General features: G+C 66.0%; 20 protein-coding genes. 9 read left to right on the forward strand and 11 right to left on the reverse strand.

The features are described 5' to 3' along the window. Positions 1-107: 107 nt before the first annotated feature. Positions 108-692 (reverse strand): TetR/AcrR family transcriptional regulator, encoded by a 585-nt coding sequence (locus G6N07_RS02080; protein ID WP_085192139.1) that lies wholly within the window; start codon positions 690-692, stop codon positions 108-110. A gap of 91 nt (positions 693-783) precedes the next feature. Between G6N07_RS02080 and G6N07_RS02085 the strand changes: the two genes are divergently transcribed. The 3 genes from G6N07_RS02085 (at position 784) to G6N07_RS02095 (ending at position 2355) form a co-directional block, all read left to right on the forward strand. Then, positions 784-1338 carry a dihydrofolate reductase family protein gene (locus G6N07_RS02085; protein WP_085192138.1) on the forward strand — a complete coding sequence of 185 codons (555 nt, stop codon included), beginning with the start codon at positions 784-786 and terminating at the stop codon, positions 1336-1338. A gap of 43 nt (positions 1339-1381) precedes the next feature. Then, positions 1382-1774, forward strand: a complete 393-nt coding sequence (locus tag G6N07_RS02090; RefSeq protein ID WP_085192137.1) for a hypothetical protein — start codon at positions 1382-1384, stop codon at positions 1772-1774. 365 nt (positions 1775-2139) lie between these two features. Beyond that, positions 2140-2355, forward strand: coding sequence for a hypothetical protein (locus G6N07_RS02095; protein ID WP_085192136.1), 216 nt, complete (start codon positions 2140-2142; stop codon positions 2353-2355). A 1-nt stretch (position 2356) separates the two neighbouring features. Here the strand turns inward: G6N07_RS02095 and G6N07_RS02100 are convergent, their stop codons facing one another. Then, on the reverse strand, positions 2357-2875 hold the full coding sequence (locus tag G6N07_RS02100; protein WP_197913003.1) for a DUF4188 domain-containing protein: 519 nt from the start codon (positions 2873-2875) through the stop codon (positions 2357-2359). 81 nt (positions 2876-2956) lie between these two features. Between G6N07_RS02100 and G6N07_RS02105 the strand changes: the two genes are divergently transcribed. Further along, on the forward strand, positions 2957-3559 hold the full coding sequence (locus G6N07_RS02105; protein ID WP_235849871.1) for a TetR/AcrR family transcriptional regulator: 603 nt from the start codon (positions 2957-2959) through the stop codon (positions 3557-3559). 178 nt (positions 3560-3737) lie between these two features. Here the strand turns inward: G6N07_RS02105 and arr are convergent, their stop codons facing one another. Continuing rightward, positions 3738-4160, reverse strand: a complete 423-nt coding sequence (gene arr / locus G6N07_RS02110; RefSeq protein ID WP_085192134.1) for an NAD(+)--rifampin ADP-ribosyltransferase — start codon at positions 4158-4160, stop codon at positions 3738-3740. A 768-nt stretch (positions 4161-4928) separates the two neighbouring features. Between arr and G6N07_RS02120 the strand changes: the two genes are divergently transcribed. Both G6N07_RS02120 and G6N07_RS02125 read left to right on the forward strand, forming a co-directional pair. Then, positions 4929-5393 carry a YciI family protein gene (locus G6N07_RS02120; protein ID WP_085192133.1) on the forward strand — a complete coding sequence of 155 codons (465 nt, stop codon included), beginning with the start codon at positions 4929-4931 and terminating at the stop codon, positions 5391-5393. Between the two features lie 120 nt (positions 5394-5513). Further along, positions 5514-6764: an RNA polymerase sigma factor gene (locus G6N07_RS02125; RefSeq protein ID WP_099050267.1), complete on the forward strand. Its 1251-nt coding sequence runs from the start codon at positions 5514-5516 to the stop codon at positions 6762-6764. A 1169-nt stretch (positions 6765-7933) separates the two neighbouring features. Here G6N07_RS02125 and G6N07_RS02130 read toward each other — a convergent pair. Further along, the gene (locus G6N07_RS02130; protein ID WP_085192132.1) at positions 7934-10702 is read right to left on the reverse strand and encodes a helix-turn-helix transcriptional regulator; all 2769 of its coding nucleotides are present in this window, start codon (positions 10700-10702) and stop codon (positions 7934-7936) included. A gap of 160 nt (positions 10703-10862) precedes the next feature. Next, entirely contained in the window at positions 10863-11447 is a 585-nt protein-coding gene (locus G6N07_RS02135) for a MarR family winged helix-turn-helix transcriptional regulator (protein WP_085192131.1), read from the reverse strand. A 314-nt stretch (positions 11448-11761) separates the two neighbouring features. Here G6N07_RS02135 and G6N07_RS02140 point away from each other — a divergent pair, with 314 nt between their 5' ends. Then, the gene (locus tag G6N07_RS02140; protein WP_085192130.1) at positions 11762-13012 is read left to right on the forward strand and encodes a KasA/KasB family beta-ketoacyl-ACP synthase; all 1251 of its coding nucleotides are present in this window, start codon (positions 11762-11764) and stop codon (positions 13010-13012) included. Positions 13013-13139: 127 nt separating this feature from the next. On the opposite strand, the gene G6N07_RS02145 is transcribed toward G6N07_RS02140, so the two are convergent. From G6N07_RS02145 to G6N07_RS02155, 3 genes are all read right to left on the reverse strand, one after another. Continuing rightward, entirely contained in the window at positions 13140-14039 is a 900-nt protein-coding gene (locus G6N07_RS02145) for a cyclopropane mycolic acid synthase family methyltransferase (protein WP_085192129.1), read from the reverse strand. A 62-nt stretch (positions 14040-14101) separates the two neighbouring features. Continuing rightward, a complete protein-coding gene (locus G6N07_RS02150) occupies positions 14102-15064 on the reverse strand; it encodes a cyclopropane mycolic acid synthase family methyltransferase (protein WP_085192128.1) in 963 nt (320 codons plus the stop codon). Positions 15065-15297: 233 nt separating this feature from the next. Next, positions 15298-16470 (reverse strand): N(5)-(carboxyethyl)ornithine synthase, encoded by a 1173-nt coding sequence (locus G6N07_RS02155; RefSeq protein ID WP_085192127.1) that lies wholly within the window; start codon positions 16468-16470, stop codon positions 15298-15300. 346 nt (positions 16471-16816) lie between these two features. Between G6N07_RS02155 and G6N07_RS02160 the strand changes: the two genes are divergently transcribed. Both G6N07_RS02160 and G6N07_RS02165 read left to right on the forward strand, forming a co-directional pair. Beyond that, the gene (locus G6N07_RS02160; protein WP_085192126.1) at positions 16817-17968 is read left to right on the forward strand and encodes a glycosyltransferase; all 1152 of its coding nucleotides are present in this window, start codon (positions 16817-16819) and stop codon (positions 17966-17968) included. 166 nt (positions 17969-18134) lie between these two features. After that, positions 18135-19154 (forward strand): PQQ-dependent sugar dehydrogenase, encoded by a 1020-nt coding sequence (locus G6N07_RS02165; RefSeq protein WP_235849869.1) that lies wholly within the window; start codon positions 18135-18137, stop codon positions 19152-19154. A 1-nt stretch (position 19155) separates the two neighbouring features. Here the strand turns inward: G6N07_RS02165 and G6N07_RS02170 are convergent, their stop codons facing one another. The 3 genes from G6N07_RS02170 to G6N07_RS02180 form a co-directional block, all read right to left on the reverse strand. Further along, complete coding sequence (locus G6N07_RS02170) at positions 19156-19974, reverse strand: hypothetical protein (protein ID WP_085192125.1); 819 nt, start codon at positions 19972-19974, stop codon at positions 19156-19158. 107 nt (positions 19975-20081) lie between these two features. Continuing rightward, positions 20082-20966 (reverse strand): polyphosphate kinase 2, encoded by an 885-nt coding sequence (ppk2, locus tag G6N07_RS02175; RefSeq protein WP_085192209.1) that lies wholly within the window; start codon positions 20964-20966, stop codon positions 20082-20084. A gap of 338 nt (positions 20967-21304) precedes the next feature. Further along, the gene (locus G6N07_RS02180; protein ID WP_235849867.1) at positions 21305-21511 is read right to left on the reverse strand and encodes a hypothetical protein; all 207 of its coding nucleotides are present in this window, start codon (positions 21509-21511) and stop codon (positions 21305-21307) included. Between the last annotated feature and the right edge of the window lie 129 nt (positions 21512-21640).

Consider the following 21640-nt stretch of genomic DNA (forward strand, 5'->3'; position numbering starts at 1 on the left):
TCGTGCGCAGGCTGTCGCCGACGTAGTGGGGGGTCCATGCACGCTCTTCGTCCACTGGCCGGGTCTTCCTTCCATCTCCTGATCGCGTTCGCAGGATGTAGGGCGCATCAAGGCGCGGCCGGCGGGTGGACGGAGATCAACAGCATTTCGAGAAACTCCGTCAGTTTCGCCGTGAGATAGTCCATCAGGGGCTGGTCAGCACGAAACGCCCACCACGTAATGGCTCCTTGCCAGTAGGCGGCAAGCGCGAATCCGATCCCGGCAGGCGCCTGTGGGATGGAAGCGAAGCGCTCGTCCAAAGCCGCCGTCAACTCAGATTCCCACTCGACGCCGTGCCGGCGCAGAGTGGGATCGCGGACGTCCTCACGAAGAAGCAAAAGCCCGTGTCCGTACGCATCGATGTCCTCGTACTGCCGGGAGAGACCGACCAACATAGCGATCGCACCACTTGGCGTGCAAGGCGTGCTCGAGGCGAGTTCCTTGGTCATTGCATGCAGTCGGCACCACGCATGCAATAACGTGCGTTGCGTCAACGTGTCCTTGTTCGTAAAGCGCTGCACGAGGGTCGCCGAGGCCAAGCCGCTGCGATCGGCCAGCGCTGCGAACGTCAGGCCACCGACACCCGACTGTTGCACGATTGCGAGCGCAGCCTCGAGCACCTGCTCATCCGTCTGTGTCTTGAATCGGGCCATTCCGCTATCATAACCGAATGATCGTTTATAAAGCCCAGGTAACCGTAGTCGTTGTCTTGGTCACGACACCGAACTCCAACTAAGGAGCATCGTGACGAGGTTCTTCTTCGACACATCGACGACCCTCAATGGCTGGATTGCCGACGGCCACAACTCGCTGGACTGGCTGTTCGCTGTTCCTGGCGCGGGCAACCTTCCACCCGAGCTACAGCCGCAGCCCGCTGCCGTCCTTGTCGAGGGATCGACGACGTATGAATGGATGCTGAAGCAGTTCGACATCCTCGCAAAGCCCGAGAATTGGCGCGACTTCCACGGCGACCGTCCCACTTTTGTCTTCACCACACGAGATCTCCCAAAACCCGAGGGTGCGGATGTGCGTTTCGTCCGTGGCCTCATCGCCGACGCAATGCCGGCGATCCGCGACGCGGCGGGCAACGGTGACGTCTGGGTAGTTGGAGGTGGAGAGCTCGCCGCGCAGTTCATCGATGCCGGAGCCCTCGACGAGCTCGCCCTCTCGATAGCGCCTGTCGCACTCGATGGGGGAGCACCGCTGCTGCCCCGCCGCATCGAGTCCGACCGGCTGCATCTCGTGTCTGCAGCGGCTTACGGTCAGTTCGCGCGAATCGTCTATCAAATCACTCATTAGGGCAACGGTAATGAGATCGCCTGATGTGCACCGAGGCTCGAGGATGGGGACACCGCTCTTTATCGCGGCCGCAATATATCTCGCAGCCATCGGCTTGGCATTATTGCTCGTGCCGGCACAGTTCGGCGTCGGTGCCGTGCCCGATGACGCCACACCGGAGTTACTCGCATTGCTTCGACTGATGGGGGGCCCGTTTCTTGGGGTCGCCGTCTTGGACTGGTTGTCCCGCAACGCCGAACCCTCCGGCATGCGAAATATCGTGGTGCTCGCCAATGTCATCGGTTTCGGCACAGTTGCCGCAAATGACGTATGGGGGGTTATCAGCGGTGACGCACGCGACCTCGCTAAGGTGTTCCTCATCGTGCATCTGGCGTTCACCGTCGCTTTCATCGTCGAGTTCGCATGGGTCCGATCGTCCCGACGGAGACAAGGCTGAGATGTATCGGCCGACCCAACAAGCTTGATTCGTCCGGACCTTCGGGCCGGACGCCTCTGAATCTTTGCGCGGCACTGGATCGGCATGTACCCCTGACGCGGGGTCCGCTCGACACCCAGGGGCCGGAAAGGTCGATGTGTAGGGCTGTGACCTTGGTATTGATCTGTGGCCGGCTGTCTGCTGTTGCGGTGTGACCTCTGGGCTTGGGTTCGGGGTTACGAAGCCAACGATCCGAACCCAACGTCACACCCGTGCGTGCCGCGCTGGAGAAGATGCGCGACGCGGAAAGTGAATTGGATCGCGACGATGCGCACCGCATGATCCATGCGGCCGTCGTGGCGTTGGCCCGAAACCGCTAACTCGACATGGCCTTGGAACCGATTCTGCTCAAGTCGCAGCTGCCGATGGCGATGAACATGCGTGAAGAGTCCCGCCGCCACGGCACCGACGACGGAATCGACCGGCCGGTGTTTGCGTTCCTTGGCTCGGCGGAGCTCGATTCGTCATGGAACTGTTCAGAAGTCGTAATATGTTGTGCTGCCAAGTCTCCCATCGCGTCCAAGCGCGTCCTGAGGCTGTAGTCTAGTACGGATCGACTGGGGCTTGATCATCGCGGCGGGCACCGATGCGGGAGGCGGCCGTCTGTTGTTCCGGGGTAATCGGGGCTAACGCTGTTGTCGCGGCCAGTCCGAAGACCGGCATATTGCCGTAGAAGGTCTCGATGTCGCCCACCGCCAGCCGGTAGGTCTCGTGGAAGATACCGACCGACCCGTTGTCGCGGACACGCCGATTGAACGCACGCCAGGCCGGAAGGTGGTTTGCCTCCGGATCCCGGGCATAGCGCTCGAGGTCCTCAAAGGAGTTCCAGTACTGCACCAGCAGAATCGTCCGGCCCGAAATGTAGGCACGTGGCCGGGCCAACAGCCCCCTTGACGGATCCCTGGCCAACTCCACAATCATCCGCGGCATCGCGATAAATACCGGAAGCCATGCCCGGACCCGCCACAGCCGGTTGATCCGTATACCGATCAGGAACACCACGACACCGTCGCGGTCACGCAGGTCCGCCGTCCGGCGGCCCGGCACAATCTTCGCCATCATCCGCCTCCCTTATGTGAACACCGTTCACATATCCTGCGTGTGCATGCGAATATTGTCAACATCCCTGGCAAGCTCTTCGCCGTGAAGTCCGACGGCTACCACCACGGCGCCTTGCACGAAGCGATTCTCGATGCAGCAGTGACCGAGGCCACCAAGAGCGGATCGCAGGCAATCGGTGTGCGTGCGTTGGCCAAGGCCGTGGGCGTGTCCCCCTCGGCGATCTACCGGCACGTGCCGAGCATCGACGCCCTACTTGCCGAAGTTTCCCAAGTGGCTCGACAGCACCTCGCGGCACGAATGATCGAGCGGCGCGAGAACGTGCCCAAGCACGGCACTCCACTAGATCGAGCATTCGCGCGGTTTCGGGCCGTGGGCCAAGCCTATGTCGAGTTTGCGCTGAGCGATCCGCATCTTTTCGACACGGCATTCACACCGACAACGCTGACACTTCCGAAGCCGGATGGCCCGTCAGCATGGCAGGTGGTGGTCGATGGGGTGCAGGAACTTGTTGACGCCGGCGCCCTCGGATCGGCTGCCGCCCCGGACGCGGTACTAATCGCCTGGTCAAGCGTGCACGGAATCGCGTCGATCTTGCGACGCGGGTTGCTAATGGACACAGTTATCACGGATCACGCGATCGATGTTGTCCTCGACGGTGTGAGGCGCTCGATCGAGGCGCTATAAATGGCTTGGGGTTGACCTTGGGCTGACCCATGACGGTGGACGCCTGACTGGTGGACTGCTGGTCCCGCGGGACGGATGTCCCTATGTCGGGCAAGTGCAGGAAGTACACCCCAACCAGCTTGTGTCACCGGCATTTTCGTGTCAGAGTCGGAACGGGTGCTGGAGCTGGCGTGAACTTTCAATTGATGATGACACCGCGATGGCTTGAGAGCAGCGCCGACAGACGTTTCCGCCAGGTCTGCAGCTGCTCGGGGCTCAGTCTCGTCCACTCGGTGATCTCGCCGACGATCCGCAAAGGCGCGTTACTGCGGTAGGACCGAGTGGGGTTACCGGGGAACTTTTTGTCGGTCACATTGGGGTCATTCTCGAAGGCACCGGTGGGCTCCACCTGATACACCCTCGGAACGGCGCCACCTCCTGCGAGTTCTGCAGCGATCTCCGCGGCGAGTCCGGCTCCGTCGACAAGAGCGGTGAAGTAAATATGGTTCATCACTATCTCGGGGTGATAGTTCGACGGGCGGCCCGCGATGAGGAAGTCACCGACACCCAGGTCCGCGATCGTGCCATGGAAGAACGGGCCTTCATCAAGCGATTTGGACACCAAAATCCCTTCTGCCGTAATGGTGGAACGGGCAAGTGTGCAGCACAACCGGGGCCTTGCCACAAGCCCCCAACCTCGGCATATTATGGAGAAGGATGGGGAGTACAGCTTCGGATCTTGCGTAGCGACGTCATACCGCATTACGTGTGTCGCCGGTCACTGAGGCTGCAGACGACGTGTCACGGTCGTTACCGATATTGCGGGGGCCCTGCACAGCATCTCGCGTGGGCCCAGGATCAGAATGCTCACCCCGCGCAGATCCAGGAAAACCGGATCAGGACACTTCACCTGGAAGTCCACAGCGGTGACCACGGCGGCGAGCAGCAGGTGAGCAGCAGGAGCCAGTCTGCGCAGGTGCGCACCCAGCGAACCACCAACTAGGGGGACAACCGTCGACCCGTGCGCCTCAACCAAGCCCGGGCACCACGCCCGCCGCACCGACGTCGACGACCTCGGTGTCGGGGCCGATCCAGGATCTCGACGTCGCAGCGAGGCCCCACGGCGACGATGCGCCCGTCGGCAACGGCGAGCCCTTCGGCGGTGGGGTGGGCGTCGTTGACAGTGAGCATGGTCGCGGTAAGGACGAGGTCGGCGGTCGCCATAGCGGCATATTAGCGACCCTGCTGACCTGTGACCTGCGGTTCCGAGCGCATGAGAATTCCGGATACTTTTTTTCTGTCGCCGGTGTCGATTAGGTGCGCCGCCGTTCGACGTCAGTACGAGGGCACGATGAGAAGCCCTTCACCCACTTCGAGAAGGAGAGAAGCAATGGCGCGTTACATGCTGATCATGCGGGTCGGGCCGGAGGCCGAGAAGGCCATGACCGAGCAGGAGATCGACTTCGATCAGATTATCGAATCGATGGGGCGCTTCAACGAAGAACTGATCAAGGCGGGTGTGCTGCTGGCCGGTGAGGGCCTCACCGGTCCGGAGGACGGCTTCGTCGTCGACTTCGACTCCGATCCGCCGGTGGTGACCGATGGCCCGTACACCGAGGCGAAGGAGCTGTTCAACGGCTTCTGGATCCTCGACGTCGCCTCGAAGGAGGAGGCGAAGCAGTGGGCGAAAAAGGTGCCGCTGGGCCCCGGCGTGAAGCTCGAGGTGCGGCGGGTCTCGGAGACCGAGGAGTTCCCCCAGGAGAATCCGTGGGTCCAGAAGGAGATCCGGTGGAAGGCCGAACTCGCCGAGAAGATCGCCGCGCAGGCAAGGGCCGACGCCGACCGGCTGGGCTAGGAGTCGTCACCGACCTGCAATTGCGCACTTGTGTGATTGTGATCGGCACGCCCGACGAGGAGTGGGGCGAGGCGGTGACGGCCGGTGGTGGTGGCCGACGTAGTTGGTCACAATGAACCCGTGGCCCCCGGCATCCAGCAGACCGTCGACGCGGTGTGGCGGATGGAGGCCGCCAGGATCGTCGCCACACTGACCCGCATCGTCGGCGACGTCGGGACGGCCGAGGAGTTCGCCGCCGACGCCCTCGTCGACGCGCTCATGCAGTGGCCGTCGTCCGGTGTGCCGAACAACCCCGGCGCCTGGCTGACCACCGTCGCTAAACGCAAGGCGATCGACCATTGGCGGCGCCAGGACAACCTCAGCGCCAAGTACATCGAACTGGCGCGCGACCTCGAAACCCACCTCGACGAACCCGCGTGGGACCCCGACCGCATCGACGACGACGTGTTGCGGCTCATCTTCATCGCCGCGCACCCGGTGCTGGCGCGGGAGAACCAGATCGCGCTGACGCTGCGTACCGTCGGCGGGTTGACCACCGAGGAGATCGCCCGAGCCTTCTTCGCCTCGCGCGCCTCCGTGGCACAACGGATCGTCCGGGCCAAGAAGACCCTCGCCGAGGCCCGCGTCCCTTTCGAGGTGCCGCCCCGCGAGCAGTACCCGCAGCGCCTGTCGGCGGTGTTGAGCGTCATCTACCTCATCTACAACGAGGGGTACTCGGCGTCGTCGGGGCAGCGTTGGATCCGCGACGAACTGTGCCGGGAGGCGTTGCGCCTTGGCCGCATCCTCGCCGCGCTAGTGCCCGACGAACCCGAGGCACACGGCCTCGTGGCGCTGATGGAAATGCAGACGTCGCGGTTCGCGGCACGCACCGACGACGCAGGCCGGCCGATCCTGCTCGAAGACCAGGACCGCACGAAGTGGGACCGCGCCCAAATCGGGCGCGGCGTCGCGGCGCTGCGCAGGGCGGTGACGGCCATCGACCGGCGCGGTGCAGGGTGGGGCCCGTATGCGCTGCAGGCCGCGCTCGCCGAATGCCATGCGACCGCCCCGTCGACCACCGAGACCGACTGGCGGCGCATCGTGACCATCTACGACGGGCTGCGGCAGATCGCACCGTCGCCGGTCGTCGAACTCAACCGCGCCGTGGCCGTCGCGATGGCTGACGGCCCCGCCACCGGACTTGAAGTCGTCGACGGGATCACCGGGCTCGCCGACTCCTATCTGGTGCCCAGCGTGCGCGGCGAACTGCTGGCCCGCCTGGGCCGTATCGAGGAGGCCGCGGCGCAGTTCGAGCGGGCCGCCGCACTCGCCGACAACGAGCGCGAACGAGACGTGCTGATGCACAAAGCATGTCGCATGCGTCAGGCATGACGTGGCCCGATGGTCGGGATGAGTTTGGGAGCGGCGCTTTTCGACGTCTCGGAGCGATTTTCCGACTCGAGTAGGAAGACGGTGGACGGGCGCGGCGTCCTCAGCGGCGACAAACGATCTGTGAGCTGCCGCCAGGCGCGCCTCTTAGCGATTAGCCTGTGTCCGAATACTTTCCATCCTCCATGGTAGGTTGTCCGGACGCGTTCTCCCAATTACGACGGTCGGCTGTTTTGACTTCCGATCGGCCGATCGACGGGGGGTGTGAGCACACCGATCACTTCGGCGTGGTCGTCGACATGGAGCTCGTGTTTCTCCAGCGGGGGAGTAGAGATGGACTTCTACCTCGTCAAGCCCTGATACCGAGCGTGAGGGTGAGGTCACCCCCGACGGATACAGCGGAGGTGACCTACACCCGCCACCTGCCGGAAGCTGTCATCGTTGAAACCGCCGACCGCCAGCACACCGCCCGGCTCTACCCAGTAGCGGACGCGCCTGGCACCTGGCGGCAGGTCGAGTCCGACCAGGCGCCGGTGAGGCCGGGCGAGCTGCACAGCGGTGGCGGTGTCCGGCAGTGGGCACCGGCCGCCACGGCGCGGAGCGCTGAAATGCGGCATATGAAAGACAGAGTGTGACAGCGCAAGTGATTGCCGGAGGTATAGTATGACGGTGATTGACAACGCAATCCATACCTACCGCGCAAGCGGTAGCGTCAACCGCGAAATCAGTTGCAGCGCAATACTGAACGCCGCATGGTAGGGGAGAAGTTGCTCGGCACGGCACCGCGTCAGCGGTGCAAGTAGCGAAATACGAACCGCAACAACGCGACTCGGAGGCAACCGAGTAAGCGGTTGGCGCACAGGCGGCTCGTGGGCGGGCTTGCCCGCTCGATCATGGGGGCCGGCGCAGCCGGCCGGCAAAGACAGACGGGTCGGAGAGGTCTGGGAGGTACCACTCGGCCAGACATCTCGACGAATGAGCGTCGACAGCGAGCATGCCCACATGGTAAAGCGCGTCGGGCCTGGATGAATTGGGGTACTCCCTACCCCTTCCGGGGAACGTCCGATTGGTGAGCGCTACGTCCGCCCAAGATCAGCGATTTGCGGCGGACTACACCGCCGATTCCGGGGGCGAACCTGGTGCAGGTGGTGTGCCGGGAGGAGACCGAGGGGTCAGGGCTCGTCGTCGGAACTCCATGCTTCTCGCCGGCGAGCCAGCGCGACGCGCCCCCGAACGCCGAGCTTGCGGTAGACGCGGCCCAGATTGGCCTCGACGGTCTTGATGCTGATGAACAGCGTCGCGGCGATGTCGCGATTGCTCATCCCCGACGCGGCCAGTTCGGCGACCCGCCGCTCTGACGGTGTGAGGCTCTGATCCCGGCGGGGACGCACATTGACGCGCGCCAGTTCGTCGCGTGCGCGCTGGGCCCACAGCGCGGTGCCGATGTCCTCGAAAGTCTGCAGCGCTTCGCGCAGTGTCGCCGACGCCGCTTCCTTGCGTCGCTGTCTGCGCTGCAGCTGCCCGAGAAGCAGTGCGGTGCGGGCCCGTTCGAACGGCATCGGCACCCGATCATGGTGCGCCATCGCCTCGGTTACCGCGGCGATCGCACCGTCGACGTCGCCGCGCGCGGCCAGCTCCATACCGCGGCCACGCCCCGCGACGGCCGACATCCACGGGCGGTGCAGGCGTCGTCCTTCGTGCGCGAGTCTCTCGATGAGCGGGCGTGCATCGTCGTTTCGGCCCACCGCCACCAACGCCTCGATGGCATCCGGGACGAAGAAGGATCCGACGATCTCGTTGCCGGGGGTGGCGAGGTACTCATCGATCAGCGGCTCCAGCACGGTAAGTGCCTGTGGGTAATTGCCCAGAGACACCTCGAGGAAGATCAGCACACCGCGGGGCCACCACGTCGTCCGCCTCATCCCGCTGCGGTGCGCCATCTCCAGCGCCGTCTCGGAATCCGCGCGGGCGGCGCGCACCCGGCCCGCGTAGGCGCTGACGATCCCACGCACGCCCAGCGCCACCAGCCGCGAGTTGTCGCCACCGACCTGTTCGGCGCGTTCGACGGCGTCGTCGGCGTAGGTTTCGGCCTCGTCGAGACGTCCGCGCCACAACTCGACCAGCGTGCCGCTCACTGACAGCGCGAGCAGGTCGCGGTCGGCGCCGCGGTCCAGGCTCCGGCGCCGCAGACCCTCGAGCGTGTCGGACGCCTCGTCGAGCTGACCAGTCCACGAGTTGATCAGGGCGGCCACGGCGCGGGCCCGAAAAGGCAGCGGCACATCGGCTTCGGGTTCCTCGTAGTCGAGAGCGCGCTGCAGGTCCTGCTCGTCGAGCCCCAATCCGAAGATGAAGCGGGTGAACAACCGAACGGTAAGGGAGTGGCCGATCAGCTGATGCTGACCGGTCTGTTCGGCGATCTCGACCGCGCGGTCGGTATTGCGCAGTGCCGCTTCGTGATCGTTGTCATTCGTCTGCGCCATGCCGAGCGTGAGGAGGCAGTGCACCTGCAGGGTGGGGTCGGACTCGCTGTCGGCGAGCGCTTCGTCGAGCATCTCGATACCACGTTGGTACTCGTTGTGGTCGATGACGATTCCGGCGAGGTGCATCGAGGCAATCGCCCGCAACGGACCGTGCGGCATGCGGGGCAGCGTGGCGGTCAGTAGTTCCTCGGCGCGCGCGCTGTCACCCGCGGTGAAGTAGTGGGCGGCGGCCTGCAGGCGGCGCAGATCGGTGTCCCCGCCGAGACGCATGGCGAAGTCGAGGAGTTCGGCCGCCGCTGCCGGGGCGCCGCGGGCCCGCGCCGCGTTGGCGGCCGCGTCCAGTGCGGCAAGCGTGTCGTCGTCCTGGCTGGTCGCTGCGAGCGCGAGGTGACGGGCCTTCTGTTCCGGTTGGGAGATCACGCCCGCCAGTCGCCTGTGCATGTGTCGGCGACGGGCTGGCCCTGCCTCGGAGTAGACACCGCGCGCCAGCAGAGGGTGCGTGAAACGGATCGTCACGCCGTCGATCTCGATCAGACCCTCGTTCTCGGCGGTTTCGAGGAGCTCGAGCACCTCCTCGCGGTCCTTCTCGGTGGCGCTCGCCACGAGGTCCACGGTCGGAGTGGCGACGCAGGCGGCGGCGAGCAGGACGTCACGCACCACCTCGTCGACGCCTCGGATGCGTCGGCGCACGACGTCGGCCAGTGACGCAGGCAGGGCAGGCTCGCCCGCGGCGGTCTGCTCAGTGATGGCGCGGGCCAGTTCGAGCGCGTAGAGCGGGTTTCCGCCTGACGTCTCCGCGATTCGGACGAGGGTGGGGCGCGGGAACGAGCGGCCGAGCCGCTCTGTGAGCATCGCGTGCAGGCCGCCGAGGGTGAGCGGCGCCACCCGGTGGCGTCGCAGCCGATCCGGATTGCCGAGTCGCAGCCACTCAGTGTGGTGGTGCCCCGGCTCCTCGGTGCGTTCGGTGAACAGCAGCCCGAGCGGGCAGGTGAGGCGCCGTGCTACGAAGCCGAGCACATCCCGGCTGCACACGTCGAGCCACTGCACGTCGTCGACGGCCAGGATCAGCGGTGTATCGCTGCAGAGGATCTCGAGAGTGTTCAGGACGGCTGCGGCGGCCACCCGGTGGTCGGTGCCGGGCCCGTCCACGTCGCCGCGCAGCATCAGCCGGTCCAGCGCCAGCCGCTGCACCTCGGGAAGGTCCTTGGTGACCTCGGTGTCGACGTCCTCGAGAAGCTCGGCGACCACGGCGTAGGCCAGTGACGTCTCGGCCTGACCCGCGCGGGCAGACAAGACCTGGTATCCAAGCCGGTGGGCTTCCTCGAGGGCGCTCAGCCACAGCCGGGTCTTGCCGATCCCGGCCTCGCCCTGTAGGAGCAGTCCGGATGGGCCATCGGTGACCGCAGCCAGGAACTCGGCGACGGCCGACCGACCGGCCGGCGTGTTCCGCGCCGGGTCCATCGCATCATGATCGCAAACAGCAAAGCAAATACGAAACCGACCCTCGGTAGAGAACGTCGCAGTCTGTACGGTCAGAGGGATATCAGCGATGTTGTCCTTGCAACCGCAACAGCACCACGCGCAAACTAGCGGTTGCGTCAGTAACCCGCCGTGGGGCGATTCAGTTCGCAGGCCGCAGTTCGTCGGAGAGCCCAGCGTTTATGCGACGGCAGTTCTCCGCCATGGCAGCGATCTGGGGCTGGCTCAGCGGTTCCAGGTAATGCGTGCGGACAGTGCTGCCGTAGACGGTCATCGCCTTGTCCAGCAGGCAGCGGCCTTCGTCGGTGATGGCGGCCAGGACGTAACGGCCGTCGCGGTCGCTGGACGCGCGGTGCGCCAGGTTTCGCGCCTCGAGCCGGTCGACGCGGCGGCTCACCCGGCTTGGCGTGGACACCAGGGTCTGCGCCAGCGTGCCCATGCGCACCGACCCGGTGGCCGACTTCGCGAGTTCATGCAGCAGCCGGACGTCTTCGAGGGTGAGCCGACAGGCCTCGTTGAGCTCCTGGTTCAGCTTCGCCTGCAGCCGCAGCGCAGCGTCCAAGTAGTTCTGCCACGACTTCAGCTCGGCGATGTCGAGACCTGGCATGTCACTCGGGGTTCGTCCCGTCCCTGTCACTTGCAAGCTTCCCCCGGTGCCGGCGCGACGGTCTCCCCCGTCCGCGCGGTGATCGATACTGGTTTGTCGGTCCGCGACCTGCTGTAACACGTCTTCTCCCCTCCGTGGCCCCTCGGACCGACTGCCCCGCCCCCCTCGGCAGTTCGTTGCCGCCAAGTGTCGGGTGCAGGGATGGGCCGAGGAATCGGGGGTTTCCCTACCCTTCACCCAATTTGCCATAACTGCAGCTTCTCGCGACTCGACGGCGGTGTGCACTGGACAACAGGGGGCGCGACACCATTCGGGCGCTACCAGCTGCGGAAGCTGGTCGGCGGGGGCGCGATGGCGAAGGGCTCGGCGGGCGCTGTGCGCTGGCCCGCGTGCCGACGCGCGAAATGCATGGTGCCACAAGCTAATCTTCGGGCATGGCCAAGTTGAGAACCGGGAGCGGATTTGCCGATGTGGTGGTGACCGCGGTGGCCTCCACCACGGCGCTGGCGCCGGACGCCGAGGACACCTGGCAGCAGCTGCTGGCCGGACACAGTGGTATCCGCCCGCTGGATTCTTGGTTCGTCGACGAACTGGACTCGCCGGTGCGCATCGGCGGTCAGCTGCGGGAGGATTTCGACGCCCACCTCAACCGCGTCGAACTACGCCGGTTGTCCTACATGCAGCAGATGTCCACGGTGCTGGGCCGCCGGCTGTGGGAGGCCGCGGGTACGCCGGACATCGACGAACGGCGGTTGATGGTGTCGATCGGGCTCGCGCTGGGCTCGACCGAGGAGATCCCGGCGCAGTACGACACCTGGCGGCAGAAGGGTATGCGCGCGGTGTCGCCGCTGGCCGTGCAGATGTATATGCCCAATGCCCCGGCCGCCGCCGTCGGGCTGGAACGGCAGGCCAAGGGCGGCATCATTTCTCCGGTGATGGCCGACGCGTCGGGGGCGGCCGCCATCGCGCAGGCATGGCGCCAGATCGTCCTCGGTGAGGTGGAGATGGCCATCTGCGGCGGCGTGGAGACGCGGATCGAGGCGGTCCCGGTCGGTGCGTTCACCGCCTTGGGCATGCTGTCGGTCAACAACGACAACCCCGCCGGCGCCTGCCGACCGTTCGACAAGGACCGCGACGGCATGGTGTTCGGTGAAGGCGGGGCACTGTTGCTCATTGAGACCGAGGAGCACGCCAAGGCCCGCGGCGCCACCATCCTCGCCCGTATCCTGGGCGCGGCCATGACGTCGGACGGCTACGACGTCGTCGAACCGGACCCGAGTGGCGTGCCCGCCGGTGACGCGATCAGGCATGCGGTCGATCTGGCCGGTCTGGAGCCCTCCGACATCGGATTCGTCAACGCCCACGCCGCCGGCACGGCGTTCGGCGACGTGGCAGAGGAGCGCGCCATCCGGCATGCGCTGGGCGAGCACCGGCCGGCGGTGTACGCGCCCAAGGCGGCGCTGGGTCACTCACTGGGCGCCACCGGGGCCGTCGAGGCGGTGCTCACCGTCCAGTCGTTGCGTGACGGGGTCGTGCCGCCGACGCTCAACGTGCAGCACCTCGACGCCGACATCGACCTGGACGTCGTCACCGGCGAGCCGCGTCGCGGTGACTACCGGTATGCGGTCAGCGACTCGTTTGGCCTCGGTGGACACAACGTCGCGCTGGTGTTCGGCGCCTACTGACTCCGAACCGGCCTCCGAACCGGCGTGATCCCGGACTTCGACCCGACGCCCGGTGTGTTCACGGAGATGACATGGGAACTGGGCGACGAAGTCGATCCGGGGCGATGTCAGCTCACGCTGACGGCCGCTACTTGACCAGCGTGAACTGCTCGACGTAGCTGACGTTGCGGTTGAAGAAGTCCGCGCAGCCGAGCAGGTACTTCATGTACCGCTCGTAGACCTCTTCGCTGGTCGCCGCGATCGCCTCTTCGCGGTGCTGCTCGAGGCTGTCGGCCCAGGTGGTCAGCGTCCGGACGTAGCTGGCTGTCAGGTCGTCCCGGTCGGCGACGGAAAACCCGGCGGCGGTCGAAAATTCGACGACGTCCTCGTCGCACGGGACCGAGCCGCCGGGGAAGATCTCCTTGGCGATGAATCGCATGAACCGCAGATCGCTCATGGTGATCGGCACGCCGAGATCGGGCCAGCGCTTGAGCGGGTGGCCCATGATCGTCTGCAGCACCATGCGCCCGTCGTCGGGCATGATGCGGTGGCACAGGTCGAAGAACGCCTTGTAGCGCTCCTTCGGGAACGCCTCGAACGCCTCGATGCTGACGATGCGGTCGACGGGCTGTTCGAACTCCTCCCAGCCGCGCAGCATGACCTGGCGCGACCGGGAGGTGTCGATTCCGTCGAGGACCTGCTGACCCAGTGACTGCTGGTTCTTGCTCAGGGTGAGGCCGATGACGTTGACGTCGTGGCGCTCGACCGCGCGCTTCATCATCGCGCCCCAGCCGCAGCCGACGTCGAGCAGCGTCATCCCGGGGTGCAGGTCGAGCTTGTCGAGGGCCAGGTCGATCTTGGCCAGCTGCGCCTCTTCGAGCGTCATGTCGTCGCGCTCGAAGTAGGCGGAGCTGTACGTCCGCGTCCGATCTTGCCAGAGTCCGAAGAAGTCGTTGGAGATGTCGTAGTGGGCCTGAACGTCTTCGTAGGCCACCTTCATCGTCTTTGTCGAAGTGCCTGCTGAGCCCACCGACCCGCTGTCCGTCATTTGCGTCGTCCTCCGCTTTCCCGAAAATGGATCTTGCACTGTTTGCGCAGATTGCCCTGGCGTTAAGCGGGCGCCTTCTCGAGGGTGAACTGCGCGACGTCGGTGTAGCCCTGGCGGAACAGGTCGGCGCAGCCGTCGAGGTACTTGAGGAAGCGCTCGTAGATCACCTCGTCGGTGATCTCGATGGCCTCGTCCTTGTGCGCCTCGAGGTTGCGCGCCCAGGTGTCCAGGGTCTTGACATAGTGGGGCTGCAGGTGCTGCGCGCGGGTCACGGTGTAGCCGGCCTTGACGGCGTGCTCCTTGACCATCGATGCCAGCGGTAGACGGCCGCCGGGGTAGATCTCGTCCATGATGAACTTGATGAACCGCACGCGCGACATCGTGAGCGGCAGGTTCTTGGCTTTGATCTCTTCATCCTCGGGAATGATGATGGTGTGCAGCATCTGCACACCGTCCTCGGGGAGCCAGTCGAAGGTTTTCTTGAAGTAGTCGTCGTACTTGTTGAAGCCGAAGTGCTCGAACGCGCCGATGGACACGATCCGGTCGACCCGGCCGTCGAAGTCCTCCCACGGCTGCAGCCGGACCTCCATCTTGCGGTGGCTCTTCGAGTTGGCGAACCAGTGCTCCTCGATGTGGCGCTTCTGATTCTCGGAGAGCGTGAGGCCGACGACGTTGACGTCGTACTTCTCCACCGCCCGCATGATCGTGGCGCCCCAGCCGCAGCCGATGTCCAGCAGCGTCATGCCCGGCTCGAGGCGGAGTTTGCCCAGTGACAGGTCGATCTTGGCCAGCTGGGCCTGTTCGAGCGTGTAGTCGTCCTTCTCGAAGTAGGCGCAGCTGTAGACCTGATTGGGGTCCTGCCACAGCTTGAAGAATTCGTTGGAGATGTCGTAGTGAAACTGGACCTCGCCCTTGTCGGAGCCGCGGGTCTGCGAAGCCGACTTCGACAGCCACTTGGACTCTGCCTTGGGTGACTCTGCCTTGGGTGACTCTGCCTTGGGTGCTGCGCTCGATGAATCTGCCACTGTCCGTCCTGGTGAAGTTGCTCTGTTCGGGGCTCAAACACTCCGGTGCCTGCTGCTCGACACGGTGCCGAGACTACGCCTGCCGTCCTGGCGCGGACGCGGTATGTCGTCACTATGGCGGTCGCGTGTTGGGAACGCCAATCGTGAGGAGAACCGGCAGGTTCGCCCAATGTGGGGAGCTCTCGGTGAGCTGCCGGCGTGCCCTTGCAGGGCAATCACTCACTGCGGGGTTCTCACTGCGAGGGCGACCTCAGCAAGGGGTGCGGGTAATCCGGGCCGCGATTCTGGAAGTCGAGGATGGCGGGGTTGAGCACGGTGCCGCCGCGGATCTCGATCGCGCGAGAGATCGTGGCGCTGTCACCCCACGCGTCCGGCCCGGCGAGGACGGTGTCGAGGTGCGGCAGCAGGGCCTCGCTGATCTCCCAGGTCGCCGAGTTCCACAGATAGGAGGGGCTGTGGTCGACAGCGTAGTACAGCAGCCCGTTGCCCATCTCGACGGTGGGTTCGCGGAATGTGGTGGGCTCTGACCAGCTGAAGCCCATGCCGACGTCGCAGGAGACGTCGATGAGCAGGCTGCCGGGTGTGAACGCGGGCAGGTCGTCGGCGGTGAGGAAGATCAGCGGCGCGGCCGGGTTCTGCAGGACGCAGTTGGCGACGATGTCGTGGCCGGCGAGGAACTCGGCGATGGGAACGTCGCCGTTCTCCGGGGTGTCGGCCCACGTGCGGCCGTTGTCGTCCTGCCCCATCTGGACGATCTGCGTGCCGGGGATGGGGGAGCCGACGGCGGCGACCTCGCGGGTGGTCAGCACCCGCACGTCGTCGACGCCGTGGGCGTTGAGTGCGGTGACCGCACCCCGGGCGGTGGCGCCGAAGCCGATGACCGCGGCCCGCAGCCGTCGCCCGTAGCTGCCGGTGATGCCGGCGAGCTGCATGGCGTGCAGGACGGAGCAGTAGCCGGCGAGTTCGTTGTTCTTGTGGAAGACGTGAAGGCCGAAGCCGCCGTCGGCCTGCCAGTGATTCATCGCCTCGAACGCGATCAGCGTGAGGCGGCGGTCGATGGCGACCTGGGTCAGCGCCGTGTCCTGGACGCAGTGCGGCCAACCCCAGACGATCTGCCCTTCGGGCATCTCCGCGAGATCCTCGGCCTGCACCTTGGGCAGCAGGATGACTCCGCACTCGTCGATCAGTTGCGCGCGCGTACGGATACCGCCGACCCATTCGGCCAGCGCGTGGTCGGTGGCACCGAAGTCGGTTCCGTAACCGGTCTCGAGGAAGATCCGGTGGCGGAGGTGGGGAGCGATTCTGCTCAGATGTGCCGGGTGGACCGGCAGGCGGCGTTCATCAGGCTTTCGTGAGTGCGCCAGGACGCCAAGCGAAAGATGTTGTGTGTCAGTGCTTCTTGTCATTGAAGAGGGCGTCGGCGGACGAGCGCTTGTCGGAGACCTTGGCGTGCTTGTCGGCGCGCTTCTCCTTGAGGCTCTTGCCGGACTTCTTGCTCATGCTCGATCTGGGTGATTTGTCAGACATTGCCGGCCTTTGAACTGGGGGCCTGAGTGGTCCCGATGTACCGAACCATACCCGGCTTCGACGATCAGCGGGAAGACGACTGTCGACCCGGATGTGGTGCAGGGTGTAGCGTCGAAGGAGTTGGGAGCCCAGCCAGTCCGGACCGGGTCAGCCGTCCGCTGCTGATCGCACCGAGCAACCGCTCACGTCGGCTGTGCCGGAATCAACCGTGAGTCGGGACCACCTTTGGCTTTTTCATCTGACGTTTCGTCGCAACGTGTTTCACGTGTCCCGAGTTTCGGTGTGCTCAGTACGTACGCGCCGACTCCGTGTGGGGTCGCGGCGTTCAGCGGACCGTTCTGTGAGGGGCTGAGTGAACTCGGCGCGGACGTCGGCGTGGTGCGGATCGCCGACGGGGAGCCGTCGACGGATCCTCGGGTGGTCGGCGAGGTCTCCGGCGGGCAGGTGCAGCGGTGTGCGGAGCTGATGAACCGGTACGACGTGGCGTTCGTGCAGTACCAGTACGGCTTGTACGGCGGCCCGGCCGGCGGCGAGGTGCTCGACGTCCTCGACGAGCTGCGCGTGCCGTCGATCGTCTTGGCACACACGATCCCGAAAGATCCGACCGCCGAGCAGCAGCGGGTGCTGGAGGCGATCGTCGCGAAGGCCAACCATGTCGTCGTGATCTCCGACGCCGCGCACAGCCGGCTGCGCACGGGGTACCGGGTGGATTCGATGAAGATCAGCTCGATCCCGCACGGAGTCACGCTGCCGCGCGGCGCCGGGCCCAAACGCGCGGGACGGCCCACTCTGCTGACGTGGGGGCTGATCGGCCCGGGTAAGGGCGTCGAGCGGGTCATCGATGTGATGCCCTCGCTCAGCGATGTCCCGGGGCGGCCACAGTATCTCGTTGTCGGACAGACGGATCCGCGCATCTCCGCCGAGGAGGGCGAGGCCTACCGGCGGTCCTGCATCGAGCGCGCGCAGCGGCTCGGGGTGGCGGACTCGGTGCGCTTCGACGACTGCTACCGCAGCCAGACGGCGTTGACGGCGATGGCCCGGTCGGCGGCCGCGGTGGTGCTGCCCTACGACTCGACCGACCAGGCGGCCTCAGGTGTGCTGGCCCAGGCGGTCGCCAGTGGCCGGCCGGTCGTGGCGACCGCTTTCCCGCATGCCGTCGAACTGCTGGGCACCGGCGCGGGAATCGTCGTCGACCATGAGGATCCGGCCGCTCTGACGACGGCGCTGCGCCGGGTGCTCACCCAGCCTCGGCTCGCCGGCGCGTTGGCCGGCGAGGGCCGCCGCCTGGCGCCGACAATGGCGTGGTCTGTGGTCAGCGCGACGTACCTGCGGCTCGCGCAGAAGGTGATCACCGGGCATCCGGCGCTGGTCTACTAATCAGGATGCGGCGACCGCAGACTCCGACAGGGCGTAACGTGGCGCGTACCGGCAGCTCGGCTGCGACGAGGCGGCGGGCAAAGCCTGATTGACTGCTCCGTGCGTCGGGGTACTCCCCGGCATGGTGATATGTGCCGGCATGGTCGTATGTGCGCGAAGAGCCGCGATGGTGCTTGCGGCGACACTGTCCCTGGTGGTCGCCTGCGCCGATGACTCCGAATCGCAGGGTCAGCCCCCTGCCGCGGGCGTCGAGGAGATCGCCGGCGGGCTCGCCGTACCCTGGGGCATCGCGTTCCTGCCCGACGGCAGCGCGTTGATCGCCGAACGCAATACCGGTGCGGTCCAGCACCTTCTGCAGCCGGGCGTCGTCAACGAGGTCGGTCGGGTGGCCGACGTGGCAGCCCGCGGTGAAGGGGGATTGCTCGGGCTGGCCACATCGGGACAGACCGTCTTCGCCTACCTCACCACCGGCCAGGACAACCGGGTGGTGCGGATGGGTTTCGACGGGTCGGCGCTCACCGGTGAGACACCGGTCCTCACGGGCATACCGGCAGGGTCCATTCACGACGGCGGGCGCATCGCCTTCGGGCCGGACGGCAAGCTCTACGTGGCGACCGGTGAGGCCGGCCGACCGCAGCTCGCCCAGGACCGGTCCTCGCTCGGCGGCAAGATCCTGCGGGTCAATCCCGACGGATCGGTCCCGCCGGACAATCCCGACCCGGCCTCACCGGTGTGGTCCTACGGACACCGCAACATCCAGGGCCTGGCCTGGGATACGGCGGGTCGGCTGTGGGCTTCGGAGTACGGGGCGAACACCTGGGACGAGTTGAACCTGATCGAGCCAGGCGGCAACTACGGGTGGCCGACGGTCGAAGGCCGTGCCGGGCGCGAGGGCCTGATCGACCCGGTGATGCAGTGGTCGACCGGCGAGGCGTCGCCGTCGGGGCTGGCGTACTACGGCGGGTCGCTGTGGATGGCGGCGCTGCGCGGGGAGCGGCTGTTCCAGATCCCGGTGGGCGCCGAGGGCGTACCAGGCCAATCGACGTCGCGGTTCGTCGGCCAGTTCGGGCGGTTGCGCACGGTCGTCGCCGCGCCCAACGGGACGCTGTGGTTCACCACGAGCAACCGCGACGGGCGCGGGGATCCGCGCGACGGGGACGACCGGATTCTGCAGTTCCGGCCCTGAATCACGCCTCGCCGTCGGGCCCGCGGCGCCGTTGCGCGTCGACGACACCCTTGAGCTCGTGGAAGGCGCTGACGCGCGCGGTGACCGCGTCGGTGGCTTCCGACGGCAGCGCGGTGGCGTCATCGTCCCGGAGTAGGGCTTCCAGCCGGCCGCGGACATCGTCGCGGTGCTGGGCTATGCGGAGCTCGTCGCGTTGCCGCTGCAGCATCTGGTCGATCTGTTTGGTCTGCGCCGCGCAGTCTTCGAGGGCCTGCACACGTGCGGCCACCGACTGTTCCAATCTGGCTAGGGCGCTGCGTGATTCGTGCAGCTGTCGCATGTCCCCGGGGGTCGACGTCGTGATGGCGGCCAGCTCCGATGCGGTGGCGCGCAGTGCGGTGATCTTGTCGAGGGTGTCGGCGATCATGGCGATGTCGGGGGAGAAGTCCAGGTCGCCGAGCCAGCCCTCGGTGGCGGCTTCGGATGTCGTGATGCGCCCGACGGCGGCGTCGGCCCGGTCCATCAGCTCGACACCGTGCGCGCCGAACGAGTCGACACGTTGTCGCCGCCGGCTGCGCTCCTGTTCAACCCGCCGTATCGCACGCTCTCGGACGGCGACGAACGCCGTGACCCACAGCGCCAACGGAGTGAGTGGCCACAGATCCCCGGCGGTGAACGCCAAGACGACGGCCAGCGAGATGGCGAAGACCGCGAGCCCGGCCAGCCCGCGGGTCGCCTCCGTGGAGATGCGCCGGACGTGGGGCCGGCCGGCGGTCACCAGCACCACGGCCGCGGTGACCAGGACCGCCAGCACGGCGGCAAACAGGAGGGCGCGGATCATGCTGATCTTCCGCCGCGGGGAAAGGGTCGACGGTCACTGGGTCGGTGGTTCGAGAAGTCGATGAGTCCATCTTAGCGACGGCCGGTGGATCATCGATTCCGTCGACGTCAGTCTTCGAGCGCGCGGCCGACGATCAGGGGGTCCGGTTCACCGACGACGTCGTGGTCTTTGTCGTCGTAGTCGAACTTCGACAGGAAGAACCTCATGGCGTTGATGCGCCCACGCTTCTTGTCGTTGGTGTTGACGACGATCCATGGTGCATGGTCGGTGTCGGTGGCCACGAACATCTCCTCCTTGGCGCGGGTGTAGTCATCCCATCGCCGGGCCGCTTCGATGTCCATGTCGGAGAACTTCCAGTGCCGCAGCGGGTCGACGAGCCGGATCGCGAAGCGAGTGCGCTGCTCGGCCGGTGACACCGAGAACCAGAACTTGGTGAGATGCAGGCCGTCGTCGACGAGCATCTTCTCGAACACGGGGGCCTGGCGCATGAACACCGCCTGCTGCTCTTCGGTGGCGAAGCCCATCACCTTCTCGACACCGGCACGGTTGTACCAGGACCGGTCGAACAGCACAATCTCACCGCCGGTCGGCAGGCGCCGCACGTAGCGCTGGAAATACCACTGAGACTTCTCCTGGTCGGTCGGCTTCTCGAGGGCGACGGTGCGGGCGTAGCGCGGATTGAGGTGCTCCATGAAGCGCTGAATCGTGCCGCCCTTGCCCGCGGCGTCACGGCCCTCGAAAAGGATGACGTGACGGGCGCCGGTGCGCTTGCTCCACCGCTGCAGCTTGAGCAGCTCGATCTGCAGTTTGCGCTTCAGATACTCATACTCGGCGCGCGGCATCCGTTCGTCGTAGGGGTAGCGCTCGCGCCAGGTCTGGATCGCGTTGCCGTCGCGGTCGAGCAGGACGGGGTCGTCGTCGTCATCGTCGCGAACGGTGTAGCCGTGATCGGGTGTGGACAGAACCTCGAGGTCGATTCCGGTGTCGGTCACGGCGCCGGGGTTAGTCGAGTGGCGGCGATGCCGAGGGTTGCGGCAGCGCGGAACTTCATGCCCGTGGTGTGATCGGCGCGTGGCGCATGTGCGTGGTGCGGCCGTTGTGGAGTACTTCGGCGGGTCGCCGTCGAGGTGCTGTGCGGTGACCGGGGATAAGAAGCGACAGGCGGTCTCGCGGCCGGTGAATTCGACGACCATGAACTGTTTGAGCGCGTCATCTTTCCACGGTAGGACGGCTGGCCCTCGGACGGGCGTTTCCCGAGGTGAGCGGCTTGCAACGTGATGGGCATCGGTGGATTCGAAGTGGGCGATCAAGACGCTCGCGTCGATGATGATCACTCGGGCCAGTCCTCGCGCAGACCGCGGAGATGGTCGGAACCGAACACCCCGGTCAGCGCGCCTCCGGTCTCCGCAATCGCTTCTCGACGGGCACGTGACATTTCAATATCCTTGTGCACCAGCGTATTTCGTCCGGCCAGGATCAGTCGGCGCAGCAGTGCTCCGGGCCTGCCCGACAGCTCGGGCCAGGCACGGCGCCACATCGAGCGCGCGGCTGATGTCCTCGGTCTCGGTGATCGCGTGGCGCCGGTGACCTGTCGGCATGGTCAAAAGTGTAGGACTGAGCGCGATGTGTCACACCGCCGCGACGTCTCCGCATTACGCCGCGAAAA

It is taken from the genome of Mycolicibacterium doricum (assembly GCF_010728155.1).
Classification (GTDB): domain Bacteria; phylum Actinomycetota; class Actinomycetes; order Mycobacteriales; family Mycobacteriaceae; genus Mycobacterium; species Mycobacterium doricum.